16 protein-coding genes are annotated in these 16,090 nt (G+C 71.6%); 13 read left to right on the top strand and 3 right to left on the bottom strand.

Annotated features, from left to right (window positions below):
• Positions 1–42: 42 nt before the first annotated feature.
• The 4 genes from ACFWPS_RS12185 (at position 43) to ACFWPS_RS12170 (ending at position 5,164) form a co-directional block, all read left to right on the top strand.
• Positions 43–1,173, top strand: coding sequence for a DUF3500 domain-containing protein (locus ACFWPS_RS12185; RefSeq protein ID WP_383703835.1), 1,131 nt, complete (start codon positions 43–45; stop codon positions 1,171–1,173).
• Between the two features lie 289 nt (positions 1,174–1,462).
• Positions 1,463–2,407, top strand: coding sequence for a HupE/UreJ family protein (locus tag ACFWPS_RS12180; protein WP_383703833.1), 945 nt, complete (start codon positions 1,463–1,465; stop codon positions 2,405–2,407).
• 86 nt (positions 2,408–2,493) lie between these two features.
• The gene (locus tag ACFWPS_RS12175; protein WP_383703831.1) at positions 2,494–3,912 is read left to right on the top strand and encodes a lamin tail domain-containing protein; all 1,419 of its coding nucleotides are present in this window, start codon (positions 2,494–2,496) and stop codon (positions 3,910–3,912) included.
• Between the two features lie 166 nt (positions 3,913–4,078).
• The gene (locus tag ACFWPS_RS12170) at positions 4,079–5,164 is read left to right on the top strand and encodes a hypothetical protein (protein WP_383703829.1); all 1,086 of its coding nucleotides are present in this window, start codon (positions 4,079–4,081) and stop codon (positions 5,162–5,164) included.
• Here ACFWPS_RS12170 and ACFWPS_RS12165 read toward each other — a convergent pair whose 3' ends face one another.
• Positions 5,165–5,782, bottom strand: coding sequence for a helix-turn-helix domain-containing protein (locus ACFWPS_RS12165; protein ID WP_383703827.1), 618 nt, complete (start codon positions 5,780–5,782; stop codon positions 5,165–5,167).
• 111 nt (positions 5,783–5,893) lie between these two features.
• Between ACFWPS_RS12165 and ACFWPS_RS12160 the strand changes: the two genes are divergently transcribed.
• Positions 5,894–6,685 (top strand): IclR family transcriptional regulator, encoded by a 792-nt coding sequence (locus ACFWPS_RS12160; RefSeq protein ID WP_383703825.1) that lies wholly within the window; start codon positions 5,894–5,896, stop codon positions 6,683–6,685.
• Positions 6,686–6,734: 49 nt separating this feature from the next.
• Here the strand turns inward: ACFWPS_RS12160 and ACFWPS_RS12155 are convergent, their stop codons facing one another.
• Positions 6,735–7,673, bottom strand: coding sequence for a 3-carboxyethylcatechol 2,3-dioxygenase (locus tag ACFWPS_RS12155; RefSeq protein ID WP_383703822.1), 939 nt, complete (start codon positions 7,671–7,673; stop codon positions 6,735–6,737).
• On the bottom strand, positions 7,670–8,665 hold the full coding sequence (locus ACFWPS_RS12150; protein ID WP_383703820.1) for a zinc-binding dehydrogenase: 996 nt from the start codon (positions 8,663–8,665) through the stop codon (positions 7,670–7,672). Before ACFWPS_RS12150 ends, ACFWPS_RS12155 begins: the two co-directional genes overlap by 4 nt.
• 101 nt (positions 8,666–8,766) lie before the next feature.
• On the opposite strand from ACFWPS_RS12150, the gene ACFWPS_RS12145 reads away from it, so the two are divergent.
• From ACFWPS_RS12145 to ACFWPS_RS12110, 8 genes are all read left to right on the top strand, one after another.
• Positions 8,767–10,146, top strand: coding sequence for an SRPBCC family protein (locus tag ACFWPS_RS12145; RefSeq protein ID WP_383703818.1), 1,380 nt, complete (start codon positions 8,767–8,769; stop codon positions 10,144–10,146).
• Positions 10,143–10,478 carry a non-heme iron oxygenase ferredoxin subunit gene (locus ACFWPS_RS12140; protein ID WP_383703816.1) on the top strand — a complete coding sequence of 112 codons (336 nt, stop codon included), beginning with the start codon at positions 10,143–10,145 and terminating at the stop codon, positions 10,476–10,478. Before ACFWPS_RS12145 ends, ACFWPS_RS12140 begins: the two co-directional genes overlap by 4 nt.
• Positions 10,475–11,677 carry an NAD(P)/FAD-dependent oxidoreductase gene (locus ACFWPS_RS12135; RefSeq protein ID WP_383703815.1) on the top strand — a complete coding sequence of 401 codons (1,203 nt, stop codon included), beginning with the start codon at positions 10,475–10,477 and terminating at the stop codon, positions 11,675–11,677. The genes ACFWPS_RS12140 and ACFWPS_RS12135 overlap by 4 nt, the downstream gene beginning before the upstream one ends.
• A 4-nt stretch (positions 11,678–11,681) precedes the next feature.
• Positions 11,682–12,233: an aromatic-ring-hydroxylating dioxygenase subunit beta gene (locus ACFWPS_RS12130; protein ID WP_383703813.1), complete on the top strand. Its 552-nt coding sequence runs from the start codon at positions 11,682–11,684 to the stop codon at positions 12,231–12,233.
• Positions 12,234–12,272: 39 nt separating this feature from the next.
• Positions 12,273–13,121, top strand: a complete 849-nt coding sequence (locus ACFWPS_RS12125) for an alpha/beta fold hydrolase (RefSeq protein WP_383703811.1) — start codon at positions 12,273–12,275, stop codon at positions 13,119–13,121.
• Positions 13,121–13,942, top strand: coding sequence for a 3-(cis-5,6-dihydroxycyclohexa-1,3-dien-1-yl)propanoate dehydrogenase (gene hcaB, locus ACFWPS_RS12120; RefSeq protein WP_383703809.1), 822 nt, complete (start codon positions 13,121–13,123; stop codon positions 13,940–13,942). The genes ACFWPS_RS12125 and hcaB overlap by 1 nt, the downstream gene beginning before the upstream one ends.
• Before the next feature lie 84 nt (positions 13,943–14,026).
• Positions 14,027–15,613: an AMP-binding protein gene (locus ACFWPS_RS12115; protein WP_383703806.1), complete on the top strand. Its 1,587-nt coding sequence runs from the start codon at positions 14,027–14,029 to the stop codon at positions 15,611–15,613.
• 1 nt (position 15,614) lies between these two features.
• On the top strand, positions 15,615–16,076 hold the full coding sequence (locus tag ACFWPS_RS12110) for a hypothetical protein (protein ID WP_383703804.1): 462 nt from the start codon (positions 15,615–15,617) through the stop codon (positions 16,074–16,076).
• Positions 16,077–16,090 lie beyond the last annotated feature (14 nt).

The raw sequence follows: 16,090 nt of genomic DNA, 5'->3' as shown, positions 1-16,090 counted from the left end.
TTCCGGAATTCCTGCACTTCATCTTCCGAAGGGACCGGAAAGATGCCAGAAACCAAAACCCACCGCAGGTTAAAGAGCAAGTGGAAGCGCGCGGGCGTGGCCTTCGCCGCGGGGACGGCCCTGCTCCTCGGGGGGATCTACGTCAACGCCAACGCCGCGACCACCCCGAGCGACTCCTCGGCCGGTGACGCGTCGGCCGCCGGGACCACGGCCACCACCGCGGCCTCGTCGTCCGTGTCGGACGTGGTCGACGCCGCCAACGCGTTCCTGGACACCCTGGACAGCGACCAGCAGGCCGACGTCCTCCTCGACTTCACCGAGGCGAACGCCACCGCCTGGTCGAACCTCCCGTGCGGCTCGACCTGCCGGGTCGGCATCGAGTTCAGCACCCTCAGCGACGAACAGCTGACCGCCGCCAAGGCGGTGATCGAGGCGGCCACCGGTACCGGCAGCGGCACCGGATACGACCAGATCACCCAGATCCTGGCGGCCGACGACAAGCTCGGCGAGACCGCCAGCGGCTACGGCAGCGGCAACTACTACCTGGCGTTCCTCGGCACCCCGAGCACCGACGGCACCTGGCAGCTGCACTTCGGCGGTCACCACCTGGCGCTCAACCTCACCTACAAGGACGGCGAGGTCGAGGGCACCACCCCGTTCTTCATCGGGGTGGAGCCGACCAGCTGGACCGGCGACGACGGCACCTCGTACGCACCGCTGGCCGGGATGCACGACGGGATGGAGGACATGCTCGCCGGCCTCAGCGACGACGAGCTGTCGGAGGCGAAGCTCTCCGAGTCGTTCAGCGACGTGCTGCTCGGTCCGGGCGAGGACGGCGACTTCCCGGAGACCAAGGAAGGCCTCGCGGTCAGCGAACTCACCGACGACCAGCAGGAACTGGTCCTCGCGGCGATGGAGCCCTGGGTCGACGTCGCGGACGACACCACCGCCGCCTCCGTGCTCAGCGCCTACCAGGCGGACCTCGACGACACCTACATCGCGTACTCCGGCAGCTCCGACCTGAGCGCCCAGGGCGACTACGTGCGCATCGACGGCCCCGGCGTCTGGATCGAGTTCGTCTGCCAGAACGGCGTGGTGTACCAGAACCAGGTCCACTACCACACCGTCTACCGGGACCACGACACCGACTACGGGGGAGAGTTCTCGTTCTGATGAACCGCCTGCCGATCTCACTGTGGCATGCCCTGCGCATGCTGGCCGGGATCGCGACGGTGGTCACGGCGGCGCTGCTTCTGGCGGCGCCGCCCGCCGCCGCGCACCCCATGCCGCACTCGGTGCTCCTGCTCGACGTGCACGAGACCTCGGTCGCCGCCGAACTGGAGCTCCCGGTCAGCGACTTCTCCCGGGCCGGCGGAATCGACCTGGACGACGGCACCACGGCACGGCAGCTGTCGGCGCGGGAAGCCGCGATCCGCCGCCCGCCGGCGGGGACCCGCGCCGGTTGGTCCTCGACTACGACGTCATCGTCCACCAGGTCGTCACCCACACCGTGCTGGTCTCCGTCCGCCAGGACTGGGCCACCGGAAAAGTTGCCGACGACGGCCACGACGACGCCACCCAGGTCGGGGTCATCCGCATCGACACCCGGACGATGACCATCGCCCCGCTCACCGTCAACCTGGAGGACGCGAGCATCTGGAGCGGCACCTACGCCATGTTCCAGCTCGGCGCCCACCACATTCTCGAAGGCACCGACCATCTGCTGTTCCTGCTCATTCTGCTGCTGCCCGCACCCCTGCTGGCCACCGGAAACCGCTGGCGCGGACTGGCGAGCACAAGGACGGCCGTCGGCCGCATCGGCCGTACCACGCTGGCATTCACCGTCGGGCATTCCGTCGCGCTCGCCGTGAGTGCCTTCGGGCGCCTCGACATCCCGGCCCAACCGGTCGAGGCATTCATCGCCTTCAGTATTCTCGTCGGCGCCGTCCATGCAATTCGACCGATTTTCCCCGGACGTGAGGCTGTCATCGCCGGTGGCTTCGGCCTTGGACACGGACTCGCCTTTTCCCTCACCCTCGCCGAGATGCACCTCTCCACCTCCCAATTGGCGCTCAGTCTCGCCGGATTCAATATCGGCATCGAATGCATGCAACTCGTCCTGGTCCTGCTCACCCTGCCGAGCCTGATCTGCCTCAGCCGGCTGCACGGGCACGCCGCCCTGCGGACCGCCTGCGCCGGACTCACCGCCGTCGCGGCCCTCGGCTGGCTGCTGGACCGCCTCGGTCTGGCCAACCCCGTCGCCCGGGCAGCGGACAGCGCCGGGACCCACACGTCCCAGCTGCTCCTCGTCCTGGTCACCGGTGCCGTGCTCGCCAGGCTCTGGACGGTCGCCCCGCACGGGCGCGGCGACCCCCGCCGATCTTGGCGGTTCGCTCACCGTTCATAACGTCCTCACCTGCGCGAAGTCGTCCGTTCGGGCCGCGCCGGAAAGGTCCTGGCGGCCTGTCACAACGAAACCCCAGGACGGATTTGGTGACCGAATCACGCGTTCGCCGGTGGCGCCGCAGCCTCCGTGTCCTGCTCGTCGCCGTCGCCGGACCGACGCTCGTCGTCGGCGCCCTGACGGCGTCCCCCGCCCACGCGGCGGCGGCCGACGACATCCGGATCAACGAGGTGGTGACCACCGGAGACGTCAACGACTCCGTGGAGCTCTACAACAGGGGCACCACCACGGTGGATCTCTCCGGCTGGATCCTCAGGGACGACAACGACAGCTCCAAGTACGCGATAGCCTCCGGGACCACCCTTGCGCCCGGCGGCTTCGTCGCCTTCGACGTGCACAACGCCTTCGGTCTGGGCTCCGACGACGAGGCGCGCCTCTATCTCGCAGACGGCACCACCCTGGTCGACAGCTTCGGCTGGACCCAGCACTCCGACCCGTCGTGGTCGCGCTGCCCCGACGGCACCGGTGCCTTCGGCTCGGCCGCGGTGACCCTCGGCGCCGCCAACGACTGCGGCTCCGGCGGTATTTCGGCGACGGCATGGCCGGGCGGCAGCTCGGTCACCACCGCCGACACCAAGAACGCCTTCGGCTCCGACCTGAGCGGCCTCTACCAGGAGGGGAGCGTGCTGTGGGCGGCACAGAACAGCGGCAAGCTGTGGCGGCTGGTGCCGAACGGCTCCACCGCCTGGAAGGCCGACACCAGCAACGGCTGGACGTCCGGCAAGACGCTCAGGTTCCCGGGCGGTTCGGGCACCCCCGACGACGAGGGCGTCACCCTGACCGGCTCCGGTTCGAGCGGCGGCGTGTACGTGTCGAGTGAGCGCAACGCGGACTCGTCCGGCACCAGCCGGCTCTCCGTCCTCAAGTACGACGTGAGTGGCACCGCCACCACGCTCACCGCCACCACCGAGTGGAACCTGACCTCCGACCTCCCGGCGGTGGGCTCCAACCTCGGTCTGGAGGGCATCACCTGGGTCCCCGACGCCACCCTGACCGCCGCCGGGTTCAAGGACGCCTCGACCGGTGCCGCCTACAACCCGGCGAACTACGGCTCGCACACCGGCGGGGTGTTCTTCGTCGGCGTCGAGGGCACCGGCATGGTCTACGGCTACGTCCTCAAGGACGGCGGCACCTTCACCCGGGTCGCGGCCGTCAGCAGCGGCATGGCCGGCGTCATGGAGCTCCAGTGGGAACCGCAGGCGTCCCGTCTCTGGGTGGTCTGCGACGACACCTGCTCCGGCCAGCACCGGACCATGCAGATCAACTCGTCCGGGGTCTTCGCCGCCACCGCGATCCACAACCGCCCGACCGGCATGGACAACCTCAACAACGAGGGCTTCGCCGTCTCCGGTTCCGACGCGTGCAGCGGCGGCAGCAAGCCCGTGTGGTGGTCCGACGACAGCAACGACAGCGGTCACGCGCTGCGCAGGGGCACCGTCACCTGCTGAGACCTGCCGACCCGCCCGCACCGCGCTGTATCGTACCCGCGGCATCACCCGCACCACCGGTACATACGTCAACTCCCTTACCGGCACGTCGACTTCACCGACGTGCCGGTTCCTTTCGCGGCCCCCCGGAGGAACCGTGGCAACCCCCCGCACCCACCGTTTCCGTGTGCCTCTGACCCGACGCAGATCCCTCGCCGTGACGGCCGCCCTCGCCGCCGTCTGCGGTGCCGGCCTCACCCAGCCGGCCCCGGCCAGCGCGGACTCCGCCACCGACCGTGCCGCCCTCGCCCAGTGGTGGGCCCCGGTCAACTTCCAGGACGTCGACTCCACCGGCGAGACCGCCCTCGGCGGCAAGTCCGACTACATCACGTCGTACGACTACGACGGTGACCTCAACGGCCGCAACAACTGGGAGAACACCAGCCAGTTCCCGCTCGCGGCGCACGTCTACTACTCGGTCGTCCAGACCCCGTCCTTCTCGTACCTGCTGTACACGTACTTCCACCCGCGCGACTGGTCGGACGGAGTCCTCGACAACTACCAGGAGGACCTCACCGAGCACGAGAACGACGCCGAGGGCGTCCTGGTCGTCGTCGCCAACGACGGCTCCGCGCACGGGCAGTTGAAGGCCGCCATCACGGTCGCGCACAGCAACTTCTACTCCTGGGTGCCCTCCGGCAGCGACTTCACCAGCGGGCAGGAGAGCGTCGACGGCACGCTGAAGCTGGAGGGCGACCCGCACGACGACGGCCACGGACGCCCGTTCACGACCCAGCAGCCCAACACGCATGCCGCGTGGGCCGAGGGCTACCTGTCCCAGGAGCGCAGCCAGTACGCGAGCGGCGACGGCATCGTGTACTACCCCGGCTCCACCGCCGAGGTGCCGTCCGGCTCCAACGACCGTGACGTGCAGTACACGCTGACCGACGTCTTCGCCTCGAACGGCATGTGGGCGAACCGCACCCTGACGACGTTGTTCGCGACCACCGACAACTTCGCCGGCGACGACAGCTCCAACCCCTACGGTGCCAAGTGCGGCGCGGGCGGGGTCCTCGGCCCCGCCAACGGCGCCTGCGCCACCGACGCGGCCAACCCGCCCTGGGCCTGGGACGACTCGAACGACCTGCCCGGCCGGGGCTACCTCGCCACCAACCCCGCCGAACTCGTCTGGGACTACTTCGACTGGCCCGGCAAGCCCTCCTCGCCCGACCTCGCCTACACCTGGGACCAGTACAACGGCATCACCTCCTGATCAGGCGACGGGCCCGCCCTGCAGCACCGTGGGGCTGATCTGCCGTACCTGAGGCAGTGTGGTGACCATGTGGGCGACCGCGCGTTCGCTGAGGCAGACATGGCGGTGGGGGATGTCCCCGGGGAACCGGGCGAAGTCCCCTGCCGCGAGGTCGACCGGTTCGGTGACCGGGCCGGTGCGCAGCTTTCCGGTGATCACGTAGATGTGGTGGAGGGTGCCGGCCGCGTGCGGGACGACGGGCTCGGGCTGCCGGCCGCTGCGTTCGAGACGCAGCACCAGGGTCCTGACGTACCCCGAGCCGTACACCTCGTCGAGGAGCCGCTCCGACCAGTTGCCGCTGTCGGACCATTCCCCCTCGTCGTGGCGCTGGACATAGACCGGCGTGCCCCACTCGGTGAGCAGCCGGCGGGCCGGCACGTCCAAGGCCGCACCGAGCAGCGAGAGCGTCTCCACGGTCGGGTTGCCCGCGCCCTGCTCGATCTTCGACAGCGTCTGCTTCGAGAGGCCGGAACGGCGGGCCAGCTCGCCCAGTGACATGGCACGTTCGAGCCGGAACCGGCGGACGTTGCGGGCCACCAGCTCGTTCTCATGGGCCAGGTCGTCACTTTTAATGTGCATCCCGTCATTGTTGACGGACGGCTGACGGTCTGGCCATGCTTGTCACGTAAAAGTTTCCGGACGGTCTACTGAAAATGACATCGGACCCCCTCGAAGCTGAGGTGAACCGCCATGACCACCGCCTCCCTCGCCTCTCAGGCCCGTGACGACCGGGCCGCCGTCGACAAGGCCATCAGCCTGCTGGTCGCCTTCGGCGACAGGGCGAGCAGCGGGGTCGGCGTCAGCGAGCTGGCCCGGCGGGCCCAGCTGAGCAAGTCGACCGCGCACCGGGTGCTGGGCATGCTGGAGCGCAACGGCGTCGTGGAACGGGTCGGCACGGACTACCGGCTCGGCGAGCGCCTCCACCAGCTGGGCCGCTCCGTGTACGCGGCCGGCCACGAGAGCCTGCGCGACCTGCTCCTCCCGTACCTGACCGACCTCTACGAGCTCACCCGGCACACCGCCCACCTCGCCGTCCTGCACGGCACCGACGTGGTCTACCTCGGCAAGCTCCACGGCCACCGCCCGGCGACGGTCCCGTCCCGGATCGGCGGCCGGCTGCCCGCACACGCCACCGCCGTCGGCAAGGTCATGCTCGCCTACGACGCGGAGGCCGCCGCCCAGGCGATCGCCGGGCCGCTGCACCGCTTCACCGCCCGGACCATCGCCGACCCGGCGGCACTCGCCGAGGAACTGGACCGCATCCGCCGGACCGGCCTCGCCTACGACGACGAGGAGAGCCAGCTCGGGCTGAGCTGCGTCGCCGCGCCCGTCCTGGGCCGGTCGGGGCGGGCGGTGGCCGCACTGTCCATCGCCGGACGGCGCGGCCGGATCGACACCCGGCGGCTCGGCGCCGACGTACGCCGGGTCGCGGCGGCGGCCTCCCAGGCACAGCAGCGGACGGGCCGGCCGCAACGCCCGTGACTCCGGCGCCTGCCGCGCCCGTGGCTCGGGCACGCTCCGCGTCCGCGGTTCAGGCACGCTCCGCCGTGGCGACCGCGAAGCCCGCTATCCACTCCGGGATCGGCGCGTAGAAGCGGGAGGTCATCCGGTAGCCGCCGGTGGCGGCGAGGGAGGCGAACGCGGCGATCCAGGTGCGGACCTCGTGGGCCGAGCCGCCGCCCTCGGAGCCCATCCACTCCACGGTCCAGGAGTCGACGTCCGCCAGCCGTCCGCTTTCGAACACGTCCAGGACCTGGTTGTCCCACGCGGGGTTGACGGGGATCATCCGCGTCGAGCCGGCCGCGTAGTCCCGGCCCGCCTGCACCACCCGCTCCTCGCCCCGGGCCCGCTGCTCGGGGGTCGGCGGGTGTCCCTCGATCAGGGCGTCGGCGACCCGGGGCGGAGCACCCTCCAGGACCGGGACGGGCGGGTCGTGGGAGAGCCCGCCGGAGCCGAGGAACAGCACCCGGCGGTCGAGTCCGGCCGCGGCCTGCCCGACAGCCGTGCCCAGCGCGCGGATACGGCCGACCGGGCCCAGCGGAGTCGCGACCCCGTTGACGAAGACCGGGACGACCGGCACCTTGTCGATCCCGCCGAACAGCACCTCCAGCGGCTGGACGAAACCGTGGTCGACCGTCATCCGCGCCGAGACGGTCAGGTCGATGCCACGCTCCAGCACCCCGCGCGCCAGCGACCTGGCCGCGTCCGTGTCGACCGACAGCGGCCCCGCCGCCGACCCGAAGTCACCGACGGCATGCGCGGCGGTGGCCAGGCAGAACGGCGGCATCTCCTTGTAGAAGAAGCCGTTGTAGTGGTCCGGGGCGTACAGGACGACCAGTTCGGGGTCGTAGGCGCGGACGAAGGAACGGGCCTCCTCGACCGCTTCCGCCACGGCGGCGAGAACCTCGGGCGCGGGGTCGTTCCGGCCGATCAGGGGGGAGTGGGACAGCCCGACGGCGGCGGCGTTCACGATGGTTCTCCCTCGGGGCGGGGCTGGGGGTGGACGACGAGCTTGCCGGTCAGCCGCCCGTCGATCATGAGCTGGAACCCCTGGTGGATCTCGGCCAGGGGCAGGGCGCGGTCGATGACCGGACGCAGACCGGTGGCGTCCATCAGCTTCAGCAGGGCGACCAGTTCGGCCCGGGTGCAGCCGGTCGAGCCGAGGATGCGCTGCTGGAGGTAGAAGACCCGGCCGAGGTCGGCGGGCGGGTTGGTGCCGCTGGTCGCCCCGGCGATGACGACCGTGCCGCCGGGGCGCAGCGACTTCAGCGAGTGCGACCAGGTCGCCTCGCCGACCGTCTCGACCACCACGTCCACCCGCTCGGGCAGCCGTTCTCCGGTCGGTACGGCCCGGCGCGCGCCCCAGGACTCGGCCTGCGCCCGCTTCTCCGCGCTGCGGCTGGTGGCGTAGACGACCGCCCCGGCGGCCACCGCGAGCTTGATCGCGGCCGAGGCGACCCCGCCCCCGGCGCCCTGCACCAGCACCCGGTCGCCCGCCCGGATCCCGGCCTGCGTGAACAGCATCCGGTACGCGGTGCCCCAGGCGACCGGCAGACAGGCGGCCTCGTCGAAGGTGAGCCACTCCGGTTTGGGGATCAGATTGCGGGCGGGGACGGAGAGGTACTCGGCGAAGGCGCCGTCGTGCCGCTCCGACAGCAGCGCCCGCCCCGGGTCCAGCGTCTCGTCGCCCAGGCCGGCGTCCGCGTCGGCGATCACCGGGTGGACGAGGACCTCGTTGCCGTCCTCGTCGTACCCCGACGCGTCACAGCCGAGGACGACCGGCAGCCGTTCGGGCGGATGGCCCACCCCGCGCAGGGTCCACAGGTCGTGCATGTTCAGCGACGACGACACCACACGGACGGTCGACCAGCCGGGGCGCGGCCCGGGCTCGGGAACGTCTTTGACGACGAGGCCGGCCAACGGGTCGGTCGCGCTCTGGGAGACGGCGGTTGCGGCAAGCATGGGAGCACGCTCTCCCGCTGCCCCGGGCCGCCGACAGCCCGTGTGCCGCCGTACGGAACGGCCGATGGCCTCCGCCTGACCTGCTGCTGTTCGCTGAGGCCATGACCTCGACGAACGAACCCAAGGGCGCTGCCACCACGGCACCGCGTGGGGCGCTGCGCCGCCCCGCGGACCTGGCACGGAACATCGACGTCTCCGGGCTCGTCGACACCGAGGGCGGACTGCTGGACCGCATGGTCTTCACCGACGGGGAGCTGTACCGGCAGGAGTTGCGCAGGGTCTTCGCGCCGAGCTGGCTGTTCCTCGCGCACACCGACCAGTTCCACCGGCCCGGCGACTTCTTCACCACGTACATGGGCGAGGACCCGGTCATCGTCACCCTGGACCGCGACCGCCGGATCCGCGCCTACCTCAACTCCTGCCGCCACCGGGGCGCCCGCGTCTGCCGCGCCGACTCCGGCACCACCCGCAACTTCACCTGCACCTACCACGGTTGGTCCTACAACCTGGACGGCTCCCTGGTCAGCGTCCCCAACAAGGACGGCTATCCGGGCGACTTCGAGCAGCGCGACTGGGGCCTGGTCGAGGTCCCGCACGTGGCGACGTACCACGGGCTGGTCTTCGGCACCTGGAACCCGGACCCGGTCCCGCTGCGCGAGTCGCTCGGGGACATGGCCTGGTACCTGGACGCCATGCTCGACCACGACGACGAGGGCACGGTCGTCGTCGGCGGGGTCCACAAGTGGGTCCTGGAGGGCAACTGGAAACTGGCGGCAGAGCAGTTCGCCACCGACTGGTACCACGTGAACATGAGCCACGCCTCGGCGCTCATGCTGCTCGCACCGGCCGGCCGGAAGCCCAAGGACGAGGTCGTACACCGCACCGGCCGTCAGTACTCGGACCCGAACGGCCACGGCGCCGGCTTCCCGGTCCACCCCAGGAACCGGTTCGACGCGCAGACCGTGCACAAGTGGACGGACTACGACGCCCTGCGCGAACGCCTCGGTGCGGCGCGGGTGGAGGGACCGCTGACGAACGGGCACGCGACCGTCTTCCCGAACTTCTCCTACCTCCCCGTCAACGGCTCCATCCGGGTCTGGCACCCCAAGGGCCCGGACCGGATGGAGGTATGGGCCTGGACGATCGTGGACAGGTCCATGCCCGAGGAGGTCCGGGAGGCCCAACGCCTCTACAACCTGCGGACGTTCGGGCCCAGCGGGATCTTCGAGCAGGACGACGGCGAGAACTGGAGCGAGGTGCAGGCGATCGCACACGGCTTCATCACCAACGGCGTCGCCCTCAACTACCAGATGGGCATGGGCAGCGAACGCCACGACGGCCGCCATCCCGGTCTGACGAGCGAGCTGTACAGCGACGCCGCCGGCCGGGCCTTCTACGGGCGCTGGCGCGACCTGATGAACACCCCCGCCTGGCACGAGGAACACGAGGAACACGGGGAGCACGAGGAGAACAAGACATGAGCAACGGCATCCGGGTCGCGGCCCTCGACGACATCCCCCAGGGCGAGGGCCTCGCCGTCGCCAAGGAGATCACCGGCACGGCCGACGACATCGCCCTGCTGCGCGACACCGACGACACCGTGTACGCCCTGGACGACACCTGCACCCACGAGGACGCCTCGCTGGCCGACGGCTGGGTGGAGGACGGCCATGTCGAATGCCCCCTGCACGCCAGCAGGTTCTGTCTGAAGAACGGTGAGGTCCAGGGGCTGCCCGCGACCAGGAACACCTGCCCGCACCGGGTCGAGGTCCGCGACGGCGAGGTCTGGCTCTTCCCCGGGGAGGCGCCGTGAACGTGGTCGTCGTCGGCGGCGGCATCGCCGGCGTCAGCACCGCCGCCGCCCTGCGCTCCCAGGGCTTCGACGGCGAGGTCACCCTCGTCGACGCCGGTGAGTTCCCCTACGACCGGCCGCCGTTGTCGAAGGACTACCTCGCCGGCACCAGGCCCGTGCGGCAACTCGCCCTCCAGGAGCCGTCCTGGTACGACGACCAGCGCGTCCGGCTGGTCAACCGCACCACGGTCACCGCGCTGCGCCCGGCCGAGGGCAGGCTCGAACTCTCCGACGGCACCATGCTGCCCGCCGACCGGGTCGTCCTCGCCACCGGCGGCAGCGCGGCCCGCCCGCCGGTCCCCGGCATCGACGGCGAGCGCGTGCACGTCCTGCGCACCGCCGAGGACGCCGACCGGCTGCGCCCGGCGCTGACACCCGGCGCCCGCATCCTCGTCGTCGGCGCCGGCCTGATCGGCGCCGAGACCGCCTCGACCGCCGTACGCCTGGGCTGCGCGGTCACCCTGGTCGACCCGCTGGCCACCCCGCTGGCCGCCGCACTCGGCCCGGAACTCGCCACCTGGCTGCACGACATGCACACCTGGCACGGCATCACCACCGCCCAGGCGGCCGTGGAGTCGTTCACGGACCGCGGCGACCACATCGAGGTCCGGCTGACCGGGAAGGCCGGATCACGGTCGTACGACGCCGTCGTCGTCGGCGTGGGCATGGTCCCGCACACCGGGCTCGCCGAGCGGGCCGGCCTCGACGTGGACCGGGGCATCCTGGTCGACGCCGGACAGGTGACCTCCAACCCGGCCGTGCTCGCGGTCGGCGACCCGGCCCGGCCGCGCGGACAGGCCCGCGCCGAGCACTGGGAGGCCGCGCAGCAGGACGGCGCCCGGGCCGCCGCCACCCTCCTCGGCACCGCGGCCCCCGCCCCGACGGCGCCCTGGTTCTGGACCGACCGGCACGGCCGCCACATCGAGGCGGTCGGGCACCTGACGTCCGCCACCGAGACCGTCGTACGCGGCTCCTGGGCCGAGGCGTCCTTCGCCGTCTACGGCCTGCGCGACGGCCGGGTGGTGGCGGCTGCCGCCGTCGACGACGCCACCGCCGTACGCGCCGCCCGCCGCATGATCGACCGTCGGACCCCGGTCGACGCCGGACGGCTGGCGGACCCCGACGTGAGCCTGCGCGCCCTGCTGCGCCCGGAAAGGTGACCCTGTGACCTCCCCTGCCCAACGCGCCGACCGCGACACGCACTTCGAGGTCGAGCAGTTCTACTACGAGGAGGCCGCCCTCCTCGACGACGGCCGCTACACCGACTGGCTGGAGCTGCTCGCCGACGACCTCGACTACTGGGTGCCCACCCGCACCAACCGGCTGCGCCGGCAGCAGACGCTGGCGGTGGCCGCGCGGGGCGAGGCCGCGTTCTTCGACGAGACCAAGGAGAGCCTGGCCTGGCGCATCCGCCGCTTCGACTCGGGCATGGCCTGGGCCGAGGACCCGCCGTCCCGCACCCGCCACCTGGTTGCCAACGTGATGGTGCGGCACCACGACCCGGCCGAGAACCCGGAGTTCACCGCCGACGACCTGCAGGTGCGCTCCGCGTTCCTGGTCTACCGCAACCGCCTGGAACGCGAGGAGAACGTCTTCGCCGGCAGCCGCGCGGACGTGCTGCGCAGAGGCGAGGACGGCAGCCTGCGGGTGGCCCGCCGGACCGTCCTGCTCGACCAGAGCATCTTGCTGGCCAAGAACATCTCGACCTTCTTCTGACTCCTGTGACTCCTGTGACTCCTCCGATTGGGAACCGTCGTGACCGAACTCAAGCACCATCGCGTGGCCACCTCGCTCGGTGAGATCGCCGTCGCCGAGACCGGTGAGGGACCGGTCCTCGTGATGCTGCACGGCGGCGGCCCCGGCGCCTCCGGCGTCAGCAACTACCACCAGAACCTCGCCGCGTTGGCCCGGCACTTCCGGGTCGTGCTGCCCGACCAGCCCGGTTTCGGCCGCAGTTACCGCCCGACGGACGACGACCTCGCCGAACGGTCTGTCACCGAGATCACCGTCGACGCCCTCTTCCAGGCCCTCGACTCCCTGGGCATCGACGGCTTCCACCTGCTCGGCAACAGCCTCGGCGGAGCGGCGGCCATCGCCATGGCCCAGCAACGTCCCGAGCGGGTCGCCCGGTTGGTGCTGATGGCACCCGGCGGCGGCTGGCTGCCGTCCGGGCCGACGCCCACCGAGGGACAGAAGGAGATGTTCCGCTACTACAACGGCGGCGGGCCCAGCGAGAACAAGATGGCCGCGTTCATCCGCACCATGGTCTACGACCACAGGCAGTTCGGCGCGGACGTGGTGAAGGCCCGCTACGAGGCCTCCCTCGACGAGAGCCACATCGCCTTCTACCACCGCTACAACGCGGCCTTCGCCCGGCGCGGCGGAATGGACCCGCTCTGGCGCGACCTGCACCGGATCAAGGCGCCCACGCTGCTGCTCTGGGGCCGCGACGACCGCACGATCACCCTCGACGGCGCCCAGCTGATGCTCCGGCAGATCCAGGACGTGCAGCTGCACGTGTTCGGCCGGTGCGGGCACTGGGTGCAGCTCGAACGGCAGCCGGAGTTCGAGGAGTTGGTCGTCGGCTTCCTCGGGGAGCGGTGATGGGCTGGCTGGACGGGTACGCCGCCCTGGTCACCGGCGGGGGAGCGGGCATCGGCCGCGCGGTCACCGAGCGGTTCGTGGCCGAGGGCGCCTCGGTCACCGTCTTCGGGCGGGACAAGGGCCAGTTGGACGAGGTCGTCGCCGTCGCCCCCGACCGGATCCACGCCGTCACCGGTGACGTACGCGACTCCGGGCGGCTGCACACCGCCGTCGCCGAGACCGTCGAACGCTTCGGCAAGCTCGACACCCTCGTCGCCAACGCCGGTGTCTGGGACTACCAGCGGCAGCTCACCCGGCTCGGCGCCGCCGAACTCGACGCCGCCTTCGACGAGATCTTCGCCGTCAACGTCAAGGGCTGTCTGCTGGCGGCCGAGGCGGCCTGGCGGGAGCTGGTGAAGAGCCGCGGCAGCATCGTCATGACCCTCTCCAACGCCTCCTTCCACGTCAACGGCGGCGGCCCCCTCTACACCGCCAGCAAGCACGCCTGCCTGGGCCTCATGCGCGAACTCGCCTACGAACTCGCACCCAAGGTCCGCGTCAACGGCGTCGCCTGCGGAGGCATGAACACCGACCTGCGCGGCCCCGAGGCGCTGGCGCTCGGCGACCGCTCGATCTCCGCGTCCTTCGCGAAGAAGAACCCCGACGCCCCGCCGCTCATCCCGCTGCACGACTCCAGCACCGACCCGCGCGACTTCACCGGACCGTACGTGCTGCTCGCCGCCCGAGAGCAGAGCGGCCCGATCACCGGACACGCGATCTCCGTCGACGGCGGCATCGGCGTCCGCGGCTTCGCGCACGCGGCCGGCGGCGACCACCTCTGACCACTCCGGCGACCCTGCGACTCCGGCAACCTTGCGACTCCGACGGCTCCGACGCCCCATGACACTCGACGAGGAGTGCTGACTGTGCCCAGCCCCCACCCGCGCAACTCCGGACTCCGGGTCGACCTCAACCCGGCCGCGGCGGTGGCCCGCCACGCCCGCCACCAGGCCGACGAGGTGGTCGTACGTTACCCGGGCGGCGATCTCACCTACGCCGAACTCGACGACAGGGCCGCCCGGTTGGCGAGCGTCCTCGCGGGCGGCGGCGTCGTCGACGGCACCCGCGTCGCGTATCTCGGCCTGAACAGCCCGGCGTTCCTGGTCACCATGTTCGCCGCGTTCCGGCTGGGTGCCGTCTTCGTCCCGGTCAACTTCCGGCTCGCCGAGCCCGAGCTGGAGCGGGTCCTGGCGGGCAGCGGCGCCGAGGTGATCGTCTGCGAGGAGGGCCACCGCCTCGCGGTCGAAGCGGTGCGCGGGGCCACGGAGCTGCGGCGCCTCCTGCTGGTGGACGACGACCCCGCGATACCGGCCGCCGCCGGCGTGGCCGGCTGGGAGCCCTGGTCGCCGCTGATCGCGGCCGCGCCGCCGACGACCGCCCTCGCCCAGAAGTACGCCGACGACCCGGCCGTCCTGATGTTCACCTCCGGCACCACCGGGACGCCCAAGGGAGTCGTGCTCACCCACGGCAACGCCTGGTGGAACTCGGTCAACGTCGACCTGCGCCTGGACACGCGCCGCGGTGACGTCACCTACGCGGCCGCCCCGCTCTTCCACATCGGCGCCCTCAACAGCTTCGCCCTGCGCACCCTCGTACGCGGCGGCACGGTCGTCGTACGCCGCTCCTTCGACCCGCAGACGTGCCTCGACGACCTGGTCACCCACCGGGTCAACTCCATGTTCGGCGTCCCGCAGATGTTCGCGGCGCTGGCCCGCGTCCCGGGCTTCCTCGAGCAGGAGCTGGGCGATCTGCGCGCGGTGGTGGTCGCGGGCGCACCGGTGCCGCCGTCCCTGGTCGAGCTCTACGCCGGGCGCGAGGTGCTGCTGCAGCAGGCGTGGGGCCTGACCGAGACCGCGCCGTTCGCCACCCACCTGCCCGCCGAGCGCACCCTGGACAAGCTGGGGTCGGCGGGGATCGCCATGCCCTACACGGAGGTGCGGGTCGTGGACGCCGTCAGCAACGAGCCGGTGACGGCGGGGGAGCCCGGTGAGATGGTGGGTCGCGGCCCCAACGTCACCGCGGGCTACTGGAACAACCCGCAGGCCACGGCCGCCGCGTTCGACGCGGAGGGCTGGTTCCACTCCGGGGACATCGGCTATCTCGACGAGGACGGCTGTCTCTTCATCGTCGACCGCCTCAAGGACGTGATCATCAGCGGTGGGGAGAACGTCTACCCGGCCGAGGTGGAGCGGGTCCTGGCGGCCATGCCGGGCGTGGTGGACGTCGCCGTGGTCGGAGTGGCCGACGAACAGTGGGGCGAGGCCGTCGCGGCGGTGGTCACCGTCGCCGACGGCACCGGCATCGACCTGGCGGACATCCGCGCGTACGCGGCCGGCCGGCTGGCCCGCTACAAGCTCCCGCGGCGGCTCACGCTCGTGCCGGCGGTGCCGAGGAACGCCTCCGGGAAGCTGGACAAGGCCGTCATCCGGCGGCTTGCGGCCGAGGAGGGCTGAGATGATCACAGTGCCCGCGATTCCGGCGGACCTCGCCCCGGCCCCCGGCTGGGAGACCGAGCCGACCATCCGTGGCCGCACCACGGCCGGCTTCCGCCTGCGCCGGGACGGGATGACGGTGGACGTACACCTGGAACGGTGTGCCGCGGGACGGCTGCGGGACGCGTATCCGGCCGGTGCCCACGACCTGGAGCTACGGGTGGCCGCCGGATGCCCGGACCACCTGCTCCCGGCGCTGCTGCGGAGCCTCACGGCGGCGGTCCGGGACGCCGATCCGCACTGCCGGCGGGTCGTCCTCGCGGTACCCGCCGCCGACCGGGCCGGGGTCACGGCCGCCGGGTCGGCCGGTTACCGCCACGCCGCGGACGTCGACCTCGGGCCGGAAGAACTGACCCTGCTGGTGGCGGAACCGCACTGGGTGACGGTCACCGACATCGACCTGGACCGCGTCCCGGGCGCCTGAGACACGCGTTGCCG

Origin of the sequence: Streptomyces sp. NPDC058457, assembly GCF_042720695.1 — a bacterium.
Classification (GTDB): Bacteria; Actinomycetota; Actinomycetes; order Streptomycetales; family Streptomycetaceae; genus Streptomyces.
This window is presented reverse-complemented; position numbering and strand designations above follow the sequence as displayed.

What these genes read in the sequence shown, in the direction of transcription:
- ACFWPS_RS12110 (WP_383703804.1), top strand. Translation starts at nt 15,615, where the DNA reads ATGATCACAGTGCCCGCGATTCCGGCGGACCTCGCCCCGGCCCCCGGC.
- ACFWPS_RS12140 (WP_383703816.1), top strand. Translation starts at nt 10,143, where the DNA reads ATGAGCAACGGCATCCGGGTCGCGGCCCTCGACGACATCCCCCAGGGC.
- ACFWPS_RS12150 (WP_383703820.1), bottom strand. Translation starts at nt 8,665, where the DNA reads ATGCTTGCCGCAACCGCCGTCTCCCAGAGCGCGACCGACCCGTTGGCC.
- hcaB (WP_383703809.1), top strand. Translation starts at nt 13,121, where the DNA reads ATGGGCTGGCTGGACGGGTACGCCGCCCTGGTCACCGGCGGGGGAGCG.
- ACFWPS_RS12165 (WP_383703827.1), bottom strand. Translation starts at nt 5,782, where the DNA reads ATGCACATTAAAAGTGACGACCTGGCCCATGAGAACGAGCTGGTGGCC.
- ACFWPS_RS12145 (WP_383703818.1), top strand. Translation starts at nt 8,767, where the DNA reads ATGACCTCGACGAACGAACCCAAGGGCGCTGCCACCACGGCACCGCGT.
- ACFWPS_RS12160 (WP_383703825.1), top strand. Translation starts at nt 5,894, where the DNA reads ATGACCACCGCCTCCCTCGCCTCTCAGGCCCGTGACGACCGGGCCGCC.
- ACFWPS_RS12185 (WP_383703835.1), top strand. Translation starts at nt 43, where the DNA reads ATGCCAGAAACCAAAACCCACCGCAGGTTAAAGAGCAAGTGGAAGCGC.